The following is an 18,286-nucleotide window of genomic DNA, read 5'->3' on the forward strand; positions in this document are numbered from 1 at the left end:
TTAGATGGTTTGCCTGAATTTTTCTGCTTTCCAATTATCTAGATATTGTAATTCTTCCAATTCAAGTGACTGCTGCTGATCGAAAATTTGTTCTACCGTGAAAAGGTGTGCCTTAAACACTTCCTCTGCTTCCTTAGCTTTTTTAATATTTGAAGCTATAAAAAACAAGTACCCATCCATTAAAACAACTTTAGGGTACTTGCCATACCAATCCATATATTCAGCCATTTCTACTTCATCATCCTTTATTTCCACGACCTTATATCCACAAAAAACGAGAGTATCAGGGCACAGAGGAGAGGATTTTATCCAATTTGGTTTAGCTTTAGTAATCGATTGAAGATAGCTATCTTCTGATAAATAGGAAACTTGGCTTCTTATTCCATGGCTATTCATAATAGACGATAATTTATTCGTTAATCTATACTTCTTATAGTTTACTCCTAAAAAATTTTCTAATTTGGTTATGACATCATTCGTTATTTTTCTAACTTCATTAACACAGTCCGAACTTATTATTAGCCCATGATTTTGAAGAAATACAATTTTGGGAAGACTACCATTTTGTCTGCTGAAGTTTCTGCACTCCTTTTTTAACTCTATAGCAAGATCTATTCCAGGAGTCTTATAATCGACGATAATGGCATTTGGAAATAATTCACTCAGCTGATCCATACCATTTTTTAAACATGCCAGTTGATTTACAACAATAGGGTGTGTGTGAAGAGTAAATTTATATAAAAATGAATGTAAAAATGTCTCAATAGAAGGACGGTCTCTCTCCATTGCGTTAGTAATAGTTTCCATAATTAATGAGGATGAAAGATCTTCCCTCTTTCTTTTATCAGATTCGTTCACAACCAAAGAATTGTTCATGATATCCTTCACTTTTACTAAATCTACCCGTACATAGCCGTGATTCTCACTTACTTCAGACAGAAGGTGTCCAGAAGCTTTTACCAACATCTCACTTTTGCTCAATTTAACAGATGTGTTCCCTCCACCAGCTTGTATTAAATCGAAACGTTCTCCTGCAAATAATGACATTGATATAAAGTTTTGAAGATCAGATGTGTTAGACATGAAAAATTTGCTCCTTTACTTCTGAAAAACTACTAACCTCAATGACGTTATTTAACTTTTCTTCTTGAGAGGGTAAAGGTATAGTTAACCAAAAAGACTTGATTCCCAATAAACTCGCCCCTTTAATATCCTTTTCGAAATTGTCTCCAATCATTATGACATCTTCTCTATCCAGTCCTAGTTTCCTTAACCCTGACATGAATATATATGGATGCGGCTTCTCTTTGCCTGCTTCTTCACTGGTAACAACGAATTGAATATATTCTTGCACACCAAGAGTCTTAAGCTTTCTATGTTGAATATGGGATGTTAAATCAGTAACTAAACAAATTGGAATATCCTTTGATGCTTCTAAAAAATCTGTGACTCCAGGAAACAGATACATATTGTTCAAAAATGTCTCCCAATAGAGGTCATAGGTATTTAATGCATATATTTGAGGGTTAACGTCGAAATTCTCGTACAACCTTTGAAAGTAGAGCATTCGATTATGCGAAGCTGCGGTGGTTAATAGTTCTACCTTAATCTTTTCTCTTTCTTGGTTATAGGAGGAAAATATTTCTTCTTTTTCAACTCCTAAAATATCTACAGCGTAGTTCAGCGCTTGTTCTAATGCTTTTTCATGTGCTAAATGGTAGTCGTAGAGAGTATTGTCCAAATCTAGTAAAATTCCTTTATAAGACAAGGTGTGATTCTCCTTTCATTTTTTCACTCACGCAAATCAGCATCATTAATTGAATGAAGGAGTCATATTCTTCTCCCCACTGGATAACATGCCCTCGTGTAACTTCATATAAATTCTCTATCGTAAAGTGAGCGATTTCATTGACAACCTCCTGAGTTACTGGCTCATGGAGGATAAGATATTGGGAGAGTAAATTACTTTCATAGTCATGCTCATAGGCAACTGAGTAATTATCCAATGTATTTAGAACTGGGTCTAAACAAAAATCAGTACTGCAAATGATTTTAAGTTTAATTTTCGGGTTTTCTTTAGTATCCCCGAGAGTGAATGAGTCCTCTGTGTAATGCTTAATCACAATATCCGCATAATTTTTTTGCGGATAGATATATTTTTTTGCATCCTCGATACGAGACTCTATTTGGTTCATAACTTTTTCTACCGTATACCCCCTCTCCCCGCAATCTCTAGTAATTTTCCAGTGTTTTCTTAGGTTTTCATCTGTGTCTATATAGACTTTTAAATCCATAACATTTCTTGTCTTTGCTAAATAAAGTGGGTGCAACCCACACATGACTATAAAATCATTCGGATCTATCCTCCGGGGACTAGTAAATGTTCCATTGCTGTGGTTATATTCGACTCTCTGAGTAGGTGTACCATTCTTAAGTTTCTCCAGAGTTGCTGCTTGTTGATGTAGAAAGTTTGCCTTTGGATTTAAGTGAGTGAATTTATTCCATTTCTCATGACCTCGCTCCCACTTATGATCTCCATCTCCTTCAACAATGAGAACCCTTTCTTTTCCAAACATCTTTTTCAGACTATGAGTGAGAGTAGTTTTTCCAACCCCACTGTCCCCACCTATTCCTATTACAGTAGGTTTTACATTAACTTTATACAGGGAGTTGCTAAGAACTCCATATCTGTAAAAAACCCATATTGTTAATAGTAAGGCACCCTCAAAAAGGGTAAATACTAAATTGGATAAGAAAATGTCACTCATACTTATATTAAGCATTATTGATATACTCTCAATTATCCTACTCGGTTCAGGATAGAACAGAGTGAAATAACTTAAGTAGATGACTGTTAATATTGTATAAAGGTATAGGTTGTTTAAGTTCGATGCTGTTTGAATAAAATAAATAGATGCAAACACAAATGACCATGCATACCAATGAGGCATTGGTGGAATAAAAAGAACAAATACAAAGTAAAGCATCCCTACGTAGGTCAATAGAAAGTTTACATTAATCTTGGAATGTCTTAGGAATTGGATATAAAGTAAAGCTAAGAATAATGGGGCCACGTAGACTTTTAAATTCTCCATTTTCAGGTAAATATCAAACAATTTAAATTGGTCTTCATTCATAAACACCAGGGATTGATAGGCTTCTGTTGGTAGAAATCGACTAACAATCAGATACCATGCGATCAAGGATATGACAGAGAACTGCCACAAGTGCTTAATCTTATGAGCTTTCACTATATAAAGTGCGATCATCGGTAAAGTGAAAATAACCGGGACTTTTAAAGAAAAACCAATACCAAAAAAAACAGCAGATCTTACATGCTGTTTTCTAATTAAGTAAAAAATTGAAATAAACAACGCCGCAATGGCCATTAAATCATGGTTTGGGTAGATGTAGCTAGCCACAAAAATAATAGGAGAACAATAATAGATTAGAATCACAAATTTCTTTTTATCGGGAAAAACCCTTAATAAGAAATAACAGATCAGGATGTCTGCCAATAAAGTAGGAAGTTGAATAAGGAAAACTTGTAGGTGTAAGGATAAGCTTGGAAAAATAGATAATGGGCTTAAAAATAGTGTGAGTAAATAAAGCAGACCTGCTGGATAAGGGAACTCTAAGCTACTATTCGGATGTTGATATACGTAAATCCAGGGGTTTTCAAAGGATGACAAGTAATTTACTATAAATGGTATTGTAGATTCAGTTAGGTTTACTGGTAACCAGATTAATATTGCAAATACCTTCACTAAGGTAATGACTAGGAACCACTTACTCTTCACCATTTCCCTTAAATGTTTGTTAACCATTTCTAAGCCCTCCATATAGATTTAAAAATTAAAAGAAGTTAAGTCTAGAAACTTAACTTTTTTCATTTTGTATATGGTATTTTTTTGAAAATGTCTTTAAGAACTTATTCTGGTATAAATTTCTCAGTACACTAGACAAGTAATTAAATTCCTTACTATTTCTAAAAAACAAGTAAAAGATTAAATTAGGTATGGTAAGACAGAGCATACCCATCAAGACTAAAGTCAAGGTTTGATGATTTGTTTGAATTTGATTGGCAGCTAATTTTGTAATTAATCCTGCCCCTGCAACAACAAAAGTATAAGAAATGTACTTAATAAAATGTTCTTTTAAAGGTCTATTAAAAACGTATTTATAAATAATATACGGGTCATACCAAAAATAAACCATTAAGCGACTAAATATAGTACCTAAAAAGATGCCAGTTAGCCCAATAATACTTACTAAAATCAATGAAAGAGCTAAGTTGATCCCAGCAGCAATGATGGGCCTATATTTTCCTTTTTTAAACAACCCAGTGGTTTCCCGATAGGTGGTTGAAGCACCTTGCATTCCTGTAGTATAAAAATTCAGGATAATAATACCCACTACTATACTCCCAAGCAAGTATGGTTCTCCTATCCATAAAGATATAAAAGGGTCTAATAACACCCATAAACATATAGAACATAATCCGTAGACCCAGAAGTTTGAGAAGCGAATAACACGAAATATATGGTATTTCTTTTCTCTATTATTTTGAACAATCAAATTACCCACGCTTGCCGTTAAAGAATAAAAGATATAACTTAATAATGTTGTTAAGGTTGATAGCAATAACAAGTAATTAGAATAGATACCAACAACTGTAATTCCTATAAACATAGAAATTAAGATATTATCTGTGCCGTTTATGACTGCACCACTGATTTTATATAGAAATAGGGAGTATAAATCTTGAAAGAATCTCTTCTTCTCCTCCCCATATAACACTGCTTTATTCATTCCTCTTAGATAGGGATATAAACGATCAACCTTTTTCGCTATATACATATTCTCAAAAACTCTAAAAGAAAGTTGAGTAACTAAAACCAGTATATAACTGCCCAAGAATACTAGTAATAGGATTTGTAGCGAATTTGAAATGATAATAAAAGCACTATGAATCTTAGAAACAATATGATTTCTTTGATCAGCTATTAATATGGATTGCTTATAAATGAAAAAGTAGGAAACAGCTGATTGAAGTAAAAAGAGAATATAAATGGTCTGAATATTTTCTACAGGAGCTGCTTTTCCATTAATGAGATAGGGTAAAAAAGGTAATAATGACAACCCTATAGCTAACACAACGAAGCCCACAATACGGTAGGCTTTCTTGTATAAATTCATTAATGCTTGAATCTTATACTTGTCGCCTTCTGCAAGTGGCTTGTACAAACTATAGATCATTGCTGTATCAAAGCCAAGGTTAGCCAGAGACAGCATCAATAAAATGCTGGTAAATAACCCCTCAATGCCCACATATTCAATACCAAGTGTGTATATGAATACGGTTCTTACAATAAACCCCATGATAATGGTAATCAATTGTCCTGCCACACCAAAAAACATATTTCTTAATGAATTTTGTATTCTCATGTATAACGCCTTCTAATTCAATTGTTTTTGTGTAAATAGTCTTGTTATATGTTTTTTTAGTCTTCTCTTAATAATCGGTACAAATTTCGTTAATCGATAAGTCAGAAGAGACCTTTTCTTTTCTTTTGCAAAATCGTAGTGTATAAACCATTGGAGTAAATTTGTACAGGCAATTTTATCCTTGTTTTCGACCATTCTTTCCTTAGCTAGATTCCACTGCATGACTCTAGCCGGAGTGAAAAATTTCACATCGGTTCTCAAAAATTCTCTTACATGATGAGATAGGTCTTCTGGAACATTAAATCCAAAATCTCTCGGATCTTTCCCCTCTGCTACAATCCCTAAAATCGTTCTCATGCATTTTTCACAAGCGCAACAATTTTGTTCATTTAAGAAGCATACTCTTAACTTAGCCTGATCTGGATTATTTTCAAAGAAATTAAGAACAGCTTTTACCTTTTGCTGTCTGTGAATATCGTACCCATCATGAACCACCCCTCCAGAAGCATATTTTACATGGTTATCAATAGTGGGGTCAGATGCACACTTCGCTTTATATCCTTCGAAGTAGGAACTTGCTATATAGATATTTTCTACTCGAAATAAGTATGCAATAGGGATCGCAGCTGTTATGATAGCCAATCCATGGTGAAGACCGTGCCACCATGAATCTCCCAATCTTCTTTGAAAGTAGCGATCAATAACTTGGGCATTCATAAAAGTCCCATAATTAGAGTGAATAAATATATTCTTCAATTGATTTTTTCTTGCGAAGTCAGTCACTAACTGTTTGTCATTATCCCATACCTTACTCTTTTCGATTTCATTTTTATGCCATCCATATTCCGTAATTAACAAGGGGTGTTTATTATGAATTCTAGTAAATGTAGCAAGTGCATCCAACCCACCACTAAATAATTGAGCTGCCTCAACTCTAGGGTTGTAGGTATTAGGGACAATCTCCTCAATTGTTATATCACCTTTAAAGGGTACTTCGGGATACATCGCTTGGTACCCCTTTTTAATTTGAGTAAGGGATACGTAGAAGGACTCATCTAATTCATTGACAAAAATTGTGGAATTGGTTATCCAAGCTAAAGGAATGACATTTGCTACAAATGGGATCGTTAAAATACTTTCGGGGATGGTGGACAAATCATATTCAAATTCAATAAAAAGATGGTTCTCACCTTTAAAATACTTTCTTAAAGGTTCTGAAACGCTAAAATAGTAATCTACTCTTTTATTAGTAATTAATACCTGGTCTAGTACGATCGTATTCAAATGACATCCACCTCAAACTTCTTGTTTGTAGTGATACTGCGAAATTGATTTAACCATTGGTCTATGGCTTCATGTTTTATATTAATATCCGTAACAAATCTGGCGTTTATTTTATCTTCCAACTTATCCATATCAACTCTATCTAACATATTGATATTATATGTTTCACTCATTCCATGAGCCCTTTCGTCTATTCCAATAATAATCGACCTTTTTCCCTGTCTCATTGCAAAAATGCCGCCATGCAACCGTGTTCCTATATAATCTACATCTTCTTTTAAGATCTCTTCAAAAGCATCTAGTGTAGGAGAAACTATTTGAATACGCTCTATTCCCTTAAATAATTGAAGGTAGCCAAGATCTTTTTTATCTTGAATCCAAAAGTGTACTTTTGAATAATTTCTTAATAGAGTATCAATTAACAATTGGTCTTTAACATAATCCTTTGAATGATGAGTTAAGGTAAATATTACTGATTTTGACTTCCCATGCGGTATTTTTTTACAGAATTGTTTATCTAAAGACCAAAGTGTTGGACACCCCGTATTTATTGCGCTCAATCCTAATTCCTCAACAAACCTTTTTGTTCGTTCATCTCTCACGCTGTGTATATATTCGTGGGATAAGACTTTCTTATATAGCATTTTAGTGTACCTATTCATAGTTTTACCTTTACCAGCTCCTACACCTAAAAGCACGCTCCCTTTTAGTGGTTGGTAATTTAATAGATTAATATTCCATTGAGGAAAATGTGTTAACATATTCATCGTCAGAAGATTCGTGCCGCCTACAAATTTGTATTTAGCCTCTTTGTAAATTTTAACTCTATTGGAATTCCTAAGAACCTGATACCACTGAAAAGGGGAGACGTGTGTCGGAAGAGTTAACAAATAATCGTTAATTGTTATTTCCTTTAAATGATTTTTGATACATTTCATAATAATGTCGTCACCTTTATTTAACGATCCAACTGACGTATCAAGTAACAATACGTTTTCCATAACTTTTTATCCCCTTTAGAATGTAATTTGTTTCCCAGCAGCATTTACTAAATCATAGATCTTATTTAACTCGTCCCCTGCATTTTGGGTGTATTGTTGACTATTGGTTACTTTATTTCTTAATTCCTTGTTCTCATACAATTTTCTTATTCCCGCATACAGCCCGTCACTCCCCATTGCACAGATGTATCCATTTACACCATCAATTATTTGACTCCTTGCCGTTGGGTAGTTTGTAATAAGTATAGGTTTATTCAAAATAGATGCTTCTGTAACTGTTACTGCCTTCCCTTCATACCTAGAAGGTTGAACATATAAATCCGCCTCTTTTATATATGGATAAGGATTAATTTTTTTACCCAATAAAATGAAATGATCTTCCAACTCGTATTCTGCTATCATCTTTCTTATTTCACCTTCATCTCCTCCATAGCCTATGACATACCAAACTATATTGTTAGCTAGGTCAATCAACTTTTTCATAGCTTTGACGGCTTGATCGATCCCTTTAGCATAAGATAATCTTGCAACAGTAACAATCTTAAATCGCTTATCGCTATACATAGGCTCTGAAACCTGTTGCATCGATAATGATCTTATTAAATTTGGGGAAGCGATGTTTTCCATCACTTCAACTTTTGAAGCTAAACGGGGGTATTTATCCAAAAACGCATTCCTACAGTCTTCGGAGACAGCAATAATATAATTGAACTTATTCCAAAGATCTAAATCTAGTTTCACGTCAGTGTTAACCATTGAGTAATCAGTGTGAATCCACGCAATTTTTGTATTTGCCTCAACTTTTTCTGCTACAAAATAATGGGGCCACAAATAACTGATAGCTACATCATACCTTTTAGATAATTTAGGCAAGAAGGGTAAAGAATACTTCCACATGTATTGCATTTGTCTATATCCCTTTTCTTGAGTGAAACTTAATTCCGCCTTCATTTTAGCGATCAAGCGAATAAAACCTAAATGTATTTTTCCATTCTTTATCGTTTCACTTATCGACATTCTAAAGGTTTTATACACGGTCATCTCTTCCAGTAAATTAGGTGTCGACGGCAGTAATTTCATAAAATCACCAGTATGACTATAAAGCATCAGATCTATATGGTAATTTTCATAATCAAAATGGTTTAACATCCCAATTAAACTTCTTTCAACTCCTCCTACCTCCATATCAAACGAGGCGATCAATACGTGTTTCATAAACTCCCCCACCCGGAATTTTATATATTTTTAGTAACTTAGAAATCCCTTGATTTAGAGAATAGTGGTTTGTATTAAAGCTTGATTCGATGAAATTTTTATTATGTTCCTTTTTGCCTACATTTGATAAAGCAGCTTCTGCCCAAACTTCAGCACCTTCTCTTAAATTCAACTTAGTAAACAGGTCTAAACCTAAATCCGCCTCTGGTTGAATGGATTCAGATACTATACAGGGAACTCCAGCAGCTTGCGCTTCTAAGAGGACTAACCCTAAACCCTCATATATCGATGGAAATAAAAAAACATCCATGCATTGCAACATAGTGGCAATATCCTGCCTTATCCCTACAAAATGGATGCTTTCAGAAATCCCTTCATCTTTTGCTCTGTTCTCTATATCCTGCTTTAAGTCACCTTCTCCGACTAAAAGTAACCTGGCATTAGGTTCTTTTTTTAGTAAACATTTAAAGATTTCAATTATATAAAGATGGTTTTTAGCATGTATGAACCTTCCAATATGACCGAACACTAATTTATCTTCTAAACCAACTTCTCTTTTAAAATTACTAACTTCTTCTTCGCGTTCATTTAGAAATTCACAGTAATTAATAACATTAGGGAAATAACTACAGGAAAATTTCCCCAAGTTCTTCTCCCCGAACAAATACTTGCCAGCTCCCTTGCTGCAAGCCAATCGCTTAGTAGAGGCCATATTAATCACCATTCGCATGAGTTTTATATAAATTTTGCGAGAAATGCTATCGTTTTTATCTAACGTGGTATGCGCATGTGAAATCCTTATCGGAATCCCGGTCAACATAGCTGCAATATTGGCCACACCACAATGGAATAACGTATGAGCATGAAGAGCCTGGTAAGGACCATTTTGTTTAATCACATGGTATAGGTCCTTAACGGATTGAGTATTAGATAATTTAATAACTCGACCACCTAAACTCCTTATTTCTTCGTCATAGTGTCCTTCTTCATTACTGTAAGAAACAAAGTCAAATTGAACTTTTTCTTTATCAATTTGTCTGTAAATATTCATGAGCATCGTTTCAGTGCCCGCTCTATTCATAATCCCTACAACATGAAGTACTCTCACTGGTTTACCTTTACTCATCAACCTATCTCCTCACTTCCTTAATTATGAGGAACCTTATCTTGTTTGTTCTGCCAATTAATAAATTCAATCAGTTTCTTATAATCATTAAGTTGATCTTTTTGAACCCCTGATGCTTTTAAGTCGTTAATGAATTTCATCCATTCTTTTTCAAGAGGTTGATAAGATAAATCATTAATGCCTCCATTTTTCATTAGAACCAACAAATCGACCCCTAATACAGCAGCAATTTTATCTACCATTTTAATAGAAGGATTTTTATTTAAGTTTCTTTCGAGGTTGCTTAAATAAGATTTTGATATTCCCGCACGCTCTGCCAAATCTGACAAGGATAAGCCTCTTTGCTTTCGAATACAATGAATGTTAGTTCCTATCATGTATGGTTACCTCAATTTTATTTATTAGAAGATACCTTCTTTTCTTTTAGCTCCTTTTAACGATTCTTTTAAGCAATTGACTACTCTTACCTGTTCGATTTCCGATAAGTTCGATCCAGATGGAAGACAGAGTCCTGTTTTAAACAAGTGTTCTGATATGTCTTCATGTTCCGAATGAGAATAATAGGTTGTGCCTGAATATAGCGGTTGCATATGGAGTGGCTTCCATAGCGGCCGAACTTCAATATTTTGTTCAGTCATAGATTTAAGAACCTCAAATGGTTCTGCGGCAATTTCCAGATGATCCATAGTAAAAACAGTCAACCAACGGTTCGATCTAGTTTCGGGGAGTTCAGCTAGAAAATCTATGCCATCTACATCGGCTAATAGGCGTTCATACATCTTAAATACTTCTCTTTTTGCATGAACACGGTCTTCGATTACTTCTAATTGCGCTCTCCCAATACCAGCCAGAATATTACTCATCCGATAGTTATACCCCACTTCGTGGTGTTGATAATAAACGGCTTGCTCTCTGGCTTGAGTAGCTAAGAAGCGTGCTTTTTCCAATCTATTTAAATCATTTGAAACAAGCATGCCTCCGCCGGAAGTTGTTATGATTTTATTACCATTGAACGAATAAACTCCAAACTCACCGAAGGTCCCACTGTATTTCCCACGATAAGTTGAACCAAGTGATTCAGCAGCATCTTCAATTATCGGGACCCGATAATGATCACAAAGGGCCATCAATTCATCCATTTTTCCAGATTGACCGTAGATATTTGCCATAATGACAGCTTTAGGTAATTTTCCTTCTTTATAAGCATCATAAAGCGCTCTTTCTAAAGCAAGCGGAGACATATTCCAAGATTCAGGTTCAGAGTCAATAAATATTGGTTCTGCTCCCTGATATAGTATTGGATTTGCACTAGCTACAAAGGTGAATGTGGAACAGAATACCCGGTCACCTCGTTTTACATCTAATAAAGAAAGAGCTAGGTGGATAGCTGCTGTACCTGAACTGACAGCAACGGCTCCTTTAGCTCCTACATACTCTGCAATTTCGTTTTCAAACATATCTACATTTCTACCAAGTGGTGCAATCCAATTCGATTCAAATGCTTCGTTAATATACAGTTGCTCTTTCCCCGTCATGTGTGGTGGAGAAAGATATATTCTTGAATTCTTCATTAGACACCTCCTTTGAGTGGTTGAACCTGAACCTCTGCACTCATGACTTTTGCCGGGCATCCTACTGCCTTTTGATAACCAGGGATATCACGGATGACTGTAGCTCCGGCACCAATTACACTCCACTCACCTATCGTAACTCCGGGAATCGCAGTAGTTGCAGCGCCGATGCTTGCCCCTTCACCCACCATCACGTTTCCCGTTAAAGTCACTCGAGGTGATAAATGGGAGAATTTAAAAATTGTGCAATCATGTTCGACAATCGCCCCTGTATTGATAATGCTATGAGAGTGAATGACTGCATTAGCATTAATAACTGCGTTCGGCATTACAACCGTTCCAGGAGCAACCTTTGCTGAAGGACTAATAATAGCCGAAGGGTGAATGACGCTGATAAACTGGTTGGAATCCAGTTTTATTTCTCTAACTATTTTCTTTCTAATTTGGTTGTTTCCTATAGCTATAAGGACTTTTGAACCCCGTTTAATGAATTGAGACAGGTTAGTGAGGGGACCATAAACTATTCCACTTTCCTTATGAATTTCACGATATTTCTCATCTAGAATCCCAATAATCTTATGCTTTTTCTCAGCTATAATGATGTCTTGGATAACCTTACTATGGCCGCCATCTCCAATTAAGATAATCTCCATTTACAGCACTTCTTTCGAACCTTTGAATTTTTCCATTGTCACGTGGTTTTGGTGGCTGATCCCTTCTTTTTTTAAGACCTTAATAAATGTAAGAGCTAAAATTTTTAGATCTAACCCAAGACTCCAGTTTTTCACATACCATGTATCACAGTGGAATTTTTCTTCCCATGTAATAGCGTTTCTCCCGTTAATTTGGGCCCAGCCTGTAATCCCCGGTTTCACAAGATTTCTAAGAGATTGTTCTGGTGTGTATAATGGTAAATACTCTAACAATAATGGCCTCGGTCCTACTAAACTCATATCTCCTTTAATGACATTAATCAACTGAGGAAATTCATCCAACGAATACTTTCTAAGAATTGCTCCGATTGCGGTTAAACGTTTTTCATCTGAAAGTAGACTCCCTTGTTCATCGGTTCTATTACTCATCGTGCGAAATTTATAAAGATAAAAAAGCTTATCATTTAGTCCTGGGCGCTTTTGTGTAAAAAAAATCGGCGATCCAATTTGCACTTTTAATATTATACTGATCAACACAAACACCGGGCTCATTATTAGTAGTAAAGGGATGGATATGGTTAAATCTAATAATCTTTTCATATTATTTTTAACCCCTTCCTCATTATTTAATAACAAAAAACTCCGCTGCTTTACTCGGCACCGAAGTTTCACTTTCTGTAAATGATTGTTCATATCCAATTGGGTTGAGTGATTGCCAGCGCCAGGTGTCTTCACACATTTCGTTTATCCCTCGTTCTGCTCTCCACCCCAGTTCTACATTTGCTTTTGTAGTTTCTGCAAAACAGATGGGGATGTCCCCAGGACGTCTATCGATAATTTTGTAAGGGATTTCCCTTCCTGAGGTTCTTGCAAAAGCTTCAATCATTTCAAGTACACTGTATCCTTTTCCAGTCCCCAAATTATATATGTGTACTCCTTTTGATGATTCTACTTTATCTAAAGCTCGAACGTGTCCTTGTGCTAAATCTACAACATGAATATAGTCTCTGACCCCAGTCCCATCTTTTGTCTCATAGTCATTTCCAAATACCCTCAGTTCCTTTAAACTTCCTACCGCAACTTGTGAAATATAAGGAAGAAGATTGCTTGGAATTCCTTGAGGCGATTCGCCAATCATTCCGCTTTTATGAGCACCGATTGGATTGAAGTATCTTAAGAGTGCTATACTCCATGAAGAATCGGATATGTATAGATCTCTCAGAATTTCCTCAATCATGTGCTTGGTTCTTCCATATGGATTGGTTGTCTTTAATAATGAATCTTCACGAATCGGCACTTGATCCGGCTGACCATACACGGTGGCTGAGGAACTGAATACCATGTTTTTAACATCATACTTTTTCATTACTTCACACAATATGATCGTTCCTATAACGTTATTCCTGTAATACCAAAGCGGATCCGTTACAGATTCCCCAACTGCTTTTAACCCAGCGAAATGAATAACTGATGAGATTCGGTTTTCCGCAAATACTCTTTCGAGAGATTGAGCATCCAATAAGTCGATGGCATAGGTTTTGAACTCTTGACCTGTTAATTCCTGGACTCTTCGTAGAGCTTCTGGCTGACTATTAGAAAAGTTATCGACAACAATGATTTCATGACCATCATTTAATAATTCTACACAGGTGTGAGTCCCTATGTATCCAGCTCCACCTGTTATTAAAACCGCCATAACCACACCTCCGTTTTCTTAATTATCAAACCAGTAGTTACCAAACCAAAAAATCACTGCGGTAATCAATGTTCAAGTTCATAACATTTTCGAAATAGTAATAAGCCAAATAACAACTAATGATTGCGAAATAGATCATTTTTTCATCTCTTGGTCGAAATAATTTGACTACCCACGATACAAGGATCAACTGATATAAAGTAAAATAAATAGAGAACCTAGCAAATATCCAATTTTGAGTCGACACAATCATAAAAACGAGACCAATTAAGCATAGGTTTACGATGTAATCACTCTGAGGGAAAATTTCTCTCAATTTATCCTTCCCAATGTAAGCAAGCAAAATTGGTGCTCCAAAAACCGCTACTCTTAATACGCTTGCTCCTCCTTCAGCAAAGTTCTCATAATCTCCATATTGTGTATCTTCTATAGCTGAAAACAATAAAGATGAAAATTGTTCAAACCCAATAACAATGACAACTGAAAAAATAAGCAGAGCCACCGTAGCTTTAGACCAGGCTTTAAATTGAACGAGAAAGTAAATCGGCAGCAGCACTAATGCACTTTGATGAAACAACGAAGCGATAAGAATAACGAGAATGTAGCGTTTCAAGTTACCGTTTATAATATACTTTAATGCTGTGAAGGCGATAGCGGCAGCTAACACCTGCCGTATCCCATTCATAGATACTAAAAACAGACCACCTGTGATATACACATACAAACTTAATTCCAACATGCGAGAATATTTATATAAGACCATCACAATTAATGTGTTGGTAATAAGTGCTGTTGTAAATATAAGTACTTGAGGATCATCAGATATCCTTTTTAATAACATCTGCAGTATGCCAAACCCTATATCTTTTTGAGACTGGATAAACTCCCATGTAAACGTATTGATTTCATAGGTATGTTTATAAAAATAAGTATCTCCTATATTCGATCGTAATCCTGATACGAGTACAAGTGATGCTAATGCTCCAAACACAAAAAATGAATTTGGTCTGCTGATCACCATCGTATTCGTTTGAATTTTAACTCCTACCAGCCTCGCAAAATAAGCTAAACAGAATACTAAAGCAAGGTTCATCCATAATTGTGTCATAACCATTTCCTTTCGAAGGAAATCTATTCGTACATCACATCTCTTGTTCTACTAGTTACATAAGCAAATAATAAAAGGCCTAAAGGTAAAGCCAGAATTGTTAACCCTTTATTAGGAGACTCTTTGATGAAATTCCAGTTTTTCATCATTATGCTGCTTGAAACATAATGAATAGATTGTCTGAATTTAAACGATAACCCCGCAAAAGACAATTTCATCAGCTCTTTACGATAAAAGGAGAAGCCTTGAGGATTTCTTCGATATTGCTTTAGCATGTTTCTGGAAGAACCATCCGGTAAGTACTCCACGCAGCAGAGTACTTTATTTAATAGAAGCATTTCATACTCTTGATCTAGCTTATAGTATTTATAAGCAAGTCCTACGTATTTTTCTCCTTCAAAGACGGGGTAAGGATATTTTCTTGTGAGATCTGAACGGTACACAAGTTTTTTATCTCCAGTTACTCCATGTTTATAATAGAGATCGAAAAGGGTAGAAGTACTCTGACTCGTGGGCAGTGTCGAACCAATTATCTGTTGATCTGTAAAAGCGTCAAGCCCAATGATTCCGCCAACCGATTCATCTCCATATTTTACCCAGTAATTAAAGATGTTTTCTACAGCGTCATCTGGCATATAATCATCTGAATCAATACATACATTCAGTTCAGTTTCAATTAATTTATAAGCTGTATTATGAGCCCCATGCATTCCTTGATTCTCTTGATAATGATAGTGGATATGAATAATATTTTCTTTCTTCCATTCCTCGACTCTCTCTAACGTGTCGTCTGTGGACCCGTCATCAATAATTAACCAAATGAAATTTTTGTTCGTTTGCCTTTTTAAGCTTTCATAACATTGATGCAGGCAATAAGCACGATTATAAGTTGGAGTAAAGATGGTAAGGAGCTTCAACCTGCTCTTCCCCCTAACCGTAAGTAAGAATTCTCTGTTTTTCTTGCTGTAAGATGAATGTCATACCCACTTTGGCTTAATTTTTTCGAGCTGATTAATCGCTGAGATTTAATGGGGTATTTTTCTAAAAGCTTTTGAACCCAAATTTCTCGGGCCTCACTTGAAATTGGTAACCTCTCAATCAACCCTAATCCCAAGTCAACTTCATCTGAAATCTTATCTGATATGAAACAATGCAGACCTGCACCTTGCGCTTCAATTAATGTCACAGGCAGTCCTTCATGAAATGATGGAAATACAAAGACATCTATCGCTTGAAGCAAAGAGGGAATATTGTCTCTTATACCCAATAACTGAACTTTATCTTCTAATCGAAGAATCTTTATCTTTTCAATGATCTTAGATCTTAGTGGACCATCTCCGATTAAGAGCAATTTAGAGTTTGGCTTCTTCCTGGAGTACTCAGCAAAAACTTCAATTAAAAACATGTGGTTTTTTTGAAGTGAGAATCTTCCTACATGTCCAATTACATGAGTATCTTCATCCAGATTGAGTTCTTTCCTAATCTGATCTCTTAGTGTTGAAGAATAAGTAAACTTTTCGCTGTCTATCCCATTTTTAATAATAAGAGCTTCATTCGCTCTTTTTGGAAACAACCATTGAGCTGCCAAGTTAGAACACGCATATAAATGGGTTGCATTATTTTTAATGAATAACCCAGCATACTCTTTATATAGTCTGGTTAGAATTCCACCTTCGCTACTCGTATTATGACTATGAGCGATACGTGCGGTAACCTCATAACGTTTTGCAGATCGAAGAACCAAACCGCTCATCTTGTCCATGTGGGAGTGAACAATCTTATAATGGGAGTTTTGTTGGAAGAACGCATCCAAGCCTTTTACAAACTGCCTATGTCCTACTTCAGAAATATAAGGTATCCGGTGCACCTTGCCACCCAATTGTTTTATTTCCTCATCAAACACTCCTTCTTTATAAGTGAGAAAATCGAATTGTACTTTCGAACGATCTATATTCCGGTACAAATTCATAATGAGGGTCTCTGCTCCGCCCCTGTTCATGTTTACGACTACGTGCAATACTCTTAATGGATCGCCCATTCCTCGATTTCACCTTTTCTCATATAAGATTGATAGATTTTACTATTCTGTTGGATGACTTTATTAGTACTATATTTTTGGATAATTATTTTTCTCCCATTGTCCCCAAGCTTTTGTCTAACTTCCATATGTTCCGCAATATGTTTAACTTTTTCTGAGAACTCTAAAACTTGATTGTTTTTAAACACCCACCCGTTTACATCATTTTCTACTAACTCTCTATGACCGCGGTTATCAATAGCTACAATCGGCAAGCCGCAAGCCATAGCTTCCATGATATTTACAGGCAAACCTTCCCGTAAGCTGGAAGCAGCTACCATATCGCACATGGAAACAATTTCTTTAATTTCATTGCAATATCCTAGGAAATCTACCATATGATCTATTTCAAGTTTGGCGGCTAGCTCCTTGCAAAAACCAAGAGTGCTCCCTTCTCCGGCAAGTATCAATCTGGCTTGAGGAACATCCTTCTTTAACAATGCTAATGATTGAAGTAGAAATTGCTGATTTTTATTTTTATTGAATTCAGCTGCATAGAATAATAAAAAGTCATCAGGACTATAACCCGATGACTTTCTTAACGTGACTTTTTCTTTTTCACTAATCTTCTTAAATTCCTCTATGTTTACCCCAACACCATTCACAAGTTCAATCTGTTTTGTTTTAAACCGCTGGGTAGCCAGCCGAAAATCCTCCTGGTTAATTGTGATTAAGCAATCCGTAGAAGAAGCCAATAATTTTTCAATTGGGTAGTAAAGAAGCCAGTTCGTAATCGGGGCACCCTTACAAAAATGGAATCCGTGAGCGGTATAAATAATCTTCGTTCCATTTTTTCTTGCGTTTCGAGCTGCTAAGCGAGCTAGAACCCCGCCCATCGGTGTATGGCAATGAACAATTTTATAGTGATGCTCATTTATTAGACCCTTAAAATCCTGATAAGCTTGGACATTTTTTAGACTGAATGGAGATCGTTGAATTGGAATGTTAAATTTTTGGTCCACATAGGGAAGATTCATATTACCGCTTGCAGCTACATGAACTTCCCAGCCTTGTTCTTTAAACCATTTTAAATACGGAAGGTGAAATAGCTTAAAATGATAATCTACGGTAGCACAAAATAGAACTCTTCCCCTCATTCTCTTCTCC

The 18,286-nt window shown here is 35.7% G+C and carries 17 protein-coding genes; all 17 read right to left on the reverse strand.

The features are described 5' to 3' along the window. The 17 genes from LCM11_RS05090 to LCM11_RS05170 are packed head-to-tail and all read right to left on the reverse strand — an operon-like array spanning position 1 to position 18,276. Positions 1 to 1,083: a class II aldolase/adducin family protein gene (locus tag LCM11_RS05090; protein ID WP_224893168.1), complete on the reverse strand. Its 1,083-nt coding sequence runs from the start codon at positions 1,081 to 1,083 to the stop codon at positions 1 to 3. After that, complete coding sequence (locus tag LCM11_RS05095; protein WP_224893169.1) at positions 1,076 to 1,768, reverse strand: HAD family hydrolase; 693 nt, start codon at positions 1,766 to 1,768, stop codon at positions 1,076 to 1,078. The genes LCM11_RS05090 and LCM11_RS05095 overlap by 8 nt, the downstream gene beginning before the upstream one ends. Continuing rightward, the gene (locus LCM11_RS05100; protein WP_224893170.1) at positions 1,758 to 3,827 is read right to left on the reverse strand and encodes a hypothetical protein; all 2,070 of its coding nucleotides are present in this window, start codon (positions 3,825 to 3,827) and stop codon (positions 1,758 to 1,760) included. The genes LCM11_RS05095 and LCM11_RS05100 overlap by 11 nt, the downstream gene beginning before the upstream one ends. 52 nt (positions 3,828 to 3,879) lie before the next feature. Next, positions 3,880 to 5,448, reverse strand: coding sequence for a lipopolysaccharide biosynthesis protein (locus LCM11_RS05105; RefSeq protein ID WP_224893171.1), 1,569 nt, complete (start codon positions 5,446 to 5,448; stop codon positions 3,880 to 3,882). 12 nt (positions 5,449 to 5,460) lie between these two features. Next, positions 5,461 to 6,732: a peptidase gene (locus LCM11_RS05110; RefSeq protein ID WP_224893172.1), complete on the reverse strand. Its 1,272-nt coding sequence runs from the start codon at positions 6,730 to 6,732 to the stop codon at positions 5,461 to 5,463. Beyond that, positions 6,729 to 7,733 carry a polysaccharide pyruvyl transferase family protein gene (locus LCM11_RS05115; RefSeq protein WP_224893173.1) on the reverse strand — a complete coding sequence of 335 codons (1,005 nt, stop codon included), beginning with the start codon at positions 7,731 to 7,733 and terminating at the stop codon, positions 6,729 to 6,731. The genes LCM11_RS05110 and LCM11_RS05115 overlap by 4 nt, the downstream gene beginning before the upstream one ends. 15 nt (positions 7,734 to 7,748) lie before the next feature. After that, a complete protein-coding gene (locus tag LCM11_RS05120) occupies positions 7,749 to 8,948 on the reverse strand; it encodes a glycosyltransferase (protein WP_224893174.1) in 1,200 nt (399 codons plus the stop codon). Beyond that, positions 8,920 to 10,074, reverse strand: coding sequence for a glycosyltransferase family 1 protein (locus LCM11_RS05125; RefSeq protein ID WP_224893175.1), 1,155 nt, complete (start codon positions 10,072 to 10,074; stop codon positions 8,920 to 8,922). The genes LCM11_RS05120 and LCM11_RS05125 overlap by 29 nt, the downstream gene beginning before the upstream one ends. Before the next feature lie 20 nt (positions 10,075 to 10,094). After that, positions 10,095 to 10,451, reverse strand: coding sequence for a helix-turn-helix domain-containing protein (locus tag LCM11_RS05130; protein ID WP_224893176.1), 357 nt, complete (start codon positions 10,449 to 10,451; stop codon positions 10,095 to 10,097). A 24-nt stretch (positions 10,452 to 10,475) separates the two neighbouring features. Continuing rightward, on the reverse strand, positions 10,476 to 11,645 hold the full coding sequence (locus tag LCM11_RS05135; RefSeq protein ID WP_224893177.1) for an aminotransferase class I/II-fold pyridoxal phosphate-dependent enzyme: 1,170 nt from the start codon (positions 11,643 to 11,645) through the stop codon (positions 10,476 to 10,478). Beyond that, positions 11,645 to 12,298, reverse strand: a complete 654-nt coding sequence (locus tag LCM11_RS05140; RefSeq protein WP_224893178.1) for an acetyltransferase — start codon at positions 12,296 to 12,298, stop codon at positions 11,645 to 11,647. The genes LCM11_RS05135 and LCM11_RS05140 overlap by 1 nt, the downstream gene beginning before the upstream one ends. Continuing rightward, on the reverse strand, positions 12,299 to 12,898 hold the full coding sequence (locus LCM11_RS05145; protein WP_224893179.1) for a sugar transferase: 600 nt from the start codon (positions 12,896 to 12,898) through the stop codon (positions 12,299 to 12,301). A gap of 22 nt (positions 12,899 to 12,920) precedes the next feature. Then, entirely contained in the window at positions 12,921 to 13,994 is a 1,074-nt protein-coding gene (gene galE, locus LCM11_RS05150) for a UDP-glucose 4-epimerase GalE (protein ID WP_224893180.1), read from the reverse strand. A 37-nt stretch (positions 13,995 to 14,031) separates the two neighbouring features. Beyond that, positions 14,032 to 15,102: an EpsG family protein gene (locus LCM11_RS05155; RefSeq protein ID WP_224893181.1), complete on the reverse strand. Its 1,071-nt coding sequence runs from the start codon at positions 15,100 to 15,102 to the stop codon at positions 14,032 to 14,034. Between the two features lie 23 nt (positions 15,103 to 15,125). After that, positions 15,126 to 16,019 carry a glycosyltransferase family 2 protein gene (locus tag LCM11_RS05160; RefSeq protein WP_224893182.1) on the reverse strand — a complete coding sequence of 298 codons (894 nt, stop codon included), beginning with the start codon at positions 16,017 to 16,019 and terminating at the stop codon, positions 15,126 to 15,128. Beyond that, positions 16,016 to 17,140: a glycosyltransferase family 1 protein gene (locus tag LCM11_RS05165; RefSeq protein WP_224893183.1), complete on the reverse strand. Its 1,125-nt coding sequence runs from the start codon at positions 17,138 to 17,140 to the stop codon at positions 16,016 to 16,018. The genes LCM11_RS05160 and LCM11_RS05165 overlap by 4 nt, the downstream gene beginning before the upstream one ends. Beyond that, positions 17,125 to 18,276, reverse strand: a complete 1,152-nt coding sequence (locus LCM11_RS05170; protein ID WP_224893184.1) for a glycosyltransferase family 4 protein — start codon at positions 18,274 to 18,276, stop codon at positions 17,125 to 17,127. The genes LCM11_RS05165 and LCM11_RS05170 overlap by 16 nt, the downstream gene beginning before the upstream one ends. Positions 18,277 to 18,286 lie beyond the last annotated feature (10 nt).

Source organism: Halobacillus halophilus (assembly GCF_020171985.1).
In the GTDB taxonomy this organism is placed as follows: domain Bacteria; phylum Bacillota; class Bacilli; order Bacillales; family Halobacillaceae; genus Halobacillus; species Halobacillus halophilus_A.

What these genes read in the sequence shown, in the direction of transcription:
- LCM11_RS05140 (WP_224893178.1), bottom strand. Translation starts at nt 12,298, where the DNA reads ATGGAGATTATCTTAATTGGAGATGGCGGCCATAGTAAGGTTATCCAA.
- LCM11_RS05155 (WP_224893181.1), bottom strand. Translation starts at nt 15,102, where the DNA reads ATGACACAATTATGGATGAACCTTGCTTTAGTATTCTGTTTAGCTTAT.
- LCM11_RS05090 (WP_224893168.1), bottom strand. Translation starts at nt 1,083, where the DNA reads ATGTCTAACACATCTGATCTTCAAAACTTTATATCAATGTCATTATTT.
- LCM11_RS05100 (WP_224893170.1), bottom strand. Translation starts at nt 3,827, where the DNA reads ATGGTTAACAAACATTTAAGGGAAATGGTGAAGAGTAAGTGGTTCCTA.
- LCM11_RS05120 (WP_224893174.1), bottom strand. Translation starts at nt 8,948, where the DNA reads ATGAAACACGTATTGATCGCCTCGTTTGATATGGAGGTAGGAGGAGTT.
- LCM11_RS05170 (WP_224893184.1), bottom strand. Translation starts at nt 18,276, where the DNA reads ATGAGGGGAAGAGTTCTATTTTGTGCTACCGTAGATTATCATTTTAAG.
- LCM11_RS05130 (WP_224893176.1), bottom strand. Translation starts at nt 10,451, where the DNA reads ATGATAGGAACTAACATTCATTGTATTCGAAAGCAAAGAGGCTTATCC.
- galE (WP_224893180.1), bottom strand. Translation starts at nt 13,994, where the DNA reads ATGGCGGTTTTAATAACAGGTGGAGCTGGATACATAGGGACTCACACC.
- LCM11_RS05135 (WP_224893177.1), bottom strand. Translation starts at nt 11,645, where the DNA reads ATGAAGAATTCAAGAATATATCTTTCTCCACCACACATGACGGGGAAA.
- LCM11_RS05125 (WP_224893175.1), bottom strand. Translation starts at nt 10,074, where the DNA reads ATGAGTAAAGGTAAACCAGTGAGAGTACTTCATGTTGTAGGGATTATG.
- LCM11_RS05105 (WP_224893171.1), bottom strand. Translation starts at nt 5,448, where the DNA reads ATGAGAATACAAAATTCATTAAGAAATATGTTTTTTGGTGTGGCAGGA.
- LCM11_RS05145 (WP_224893179.1), bottom strand. Translation starts at nt 12,898, where the DNA reads ATGAAAAGATTATTAGATTTAACCATATCCATCCCTTTACTACTAATA.
- LCM11_RS05115 (WP_224893173.1), bottom strand. Translation starts at nt 7,733, where the DNA reads ATGGAAAACGTATTGTTACTTGATACGTCAGTTGGATCGTTAAATAAA.
- LCM11_RS05165 (WP_224893183.1), bottom strand. Translation starts at nt 17,140, where the DNA reads ATGGGCGATCCATTAAGAGTATTGCACGTAGTCGTAAACATGAACAGG.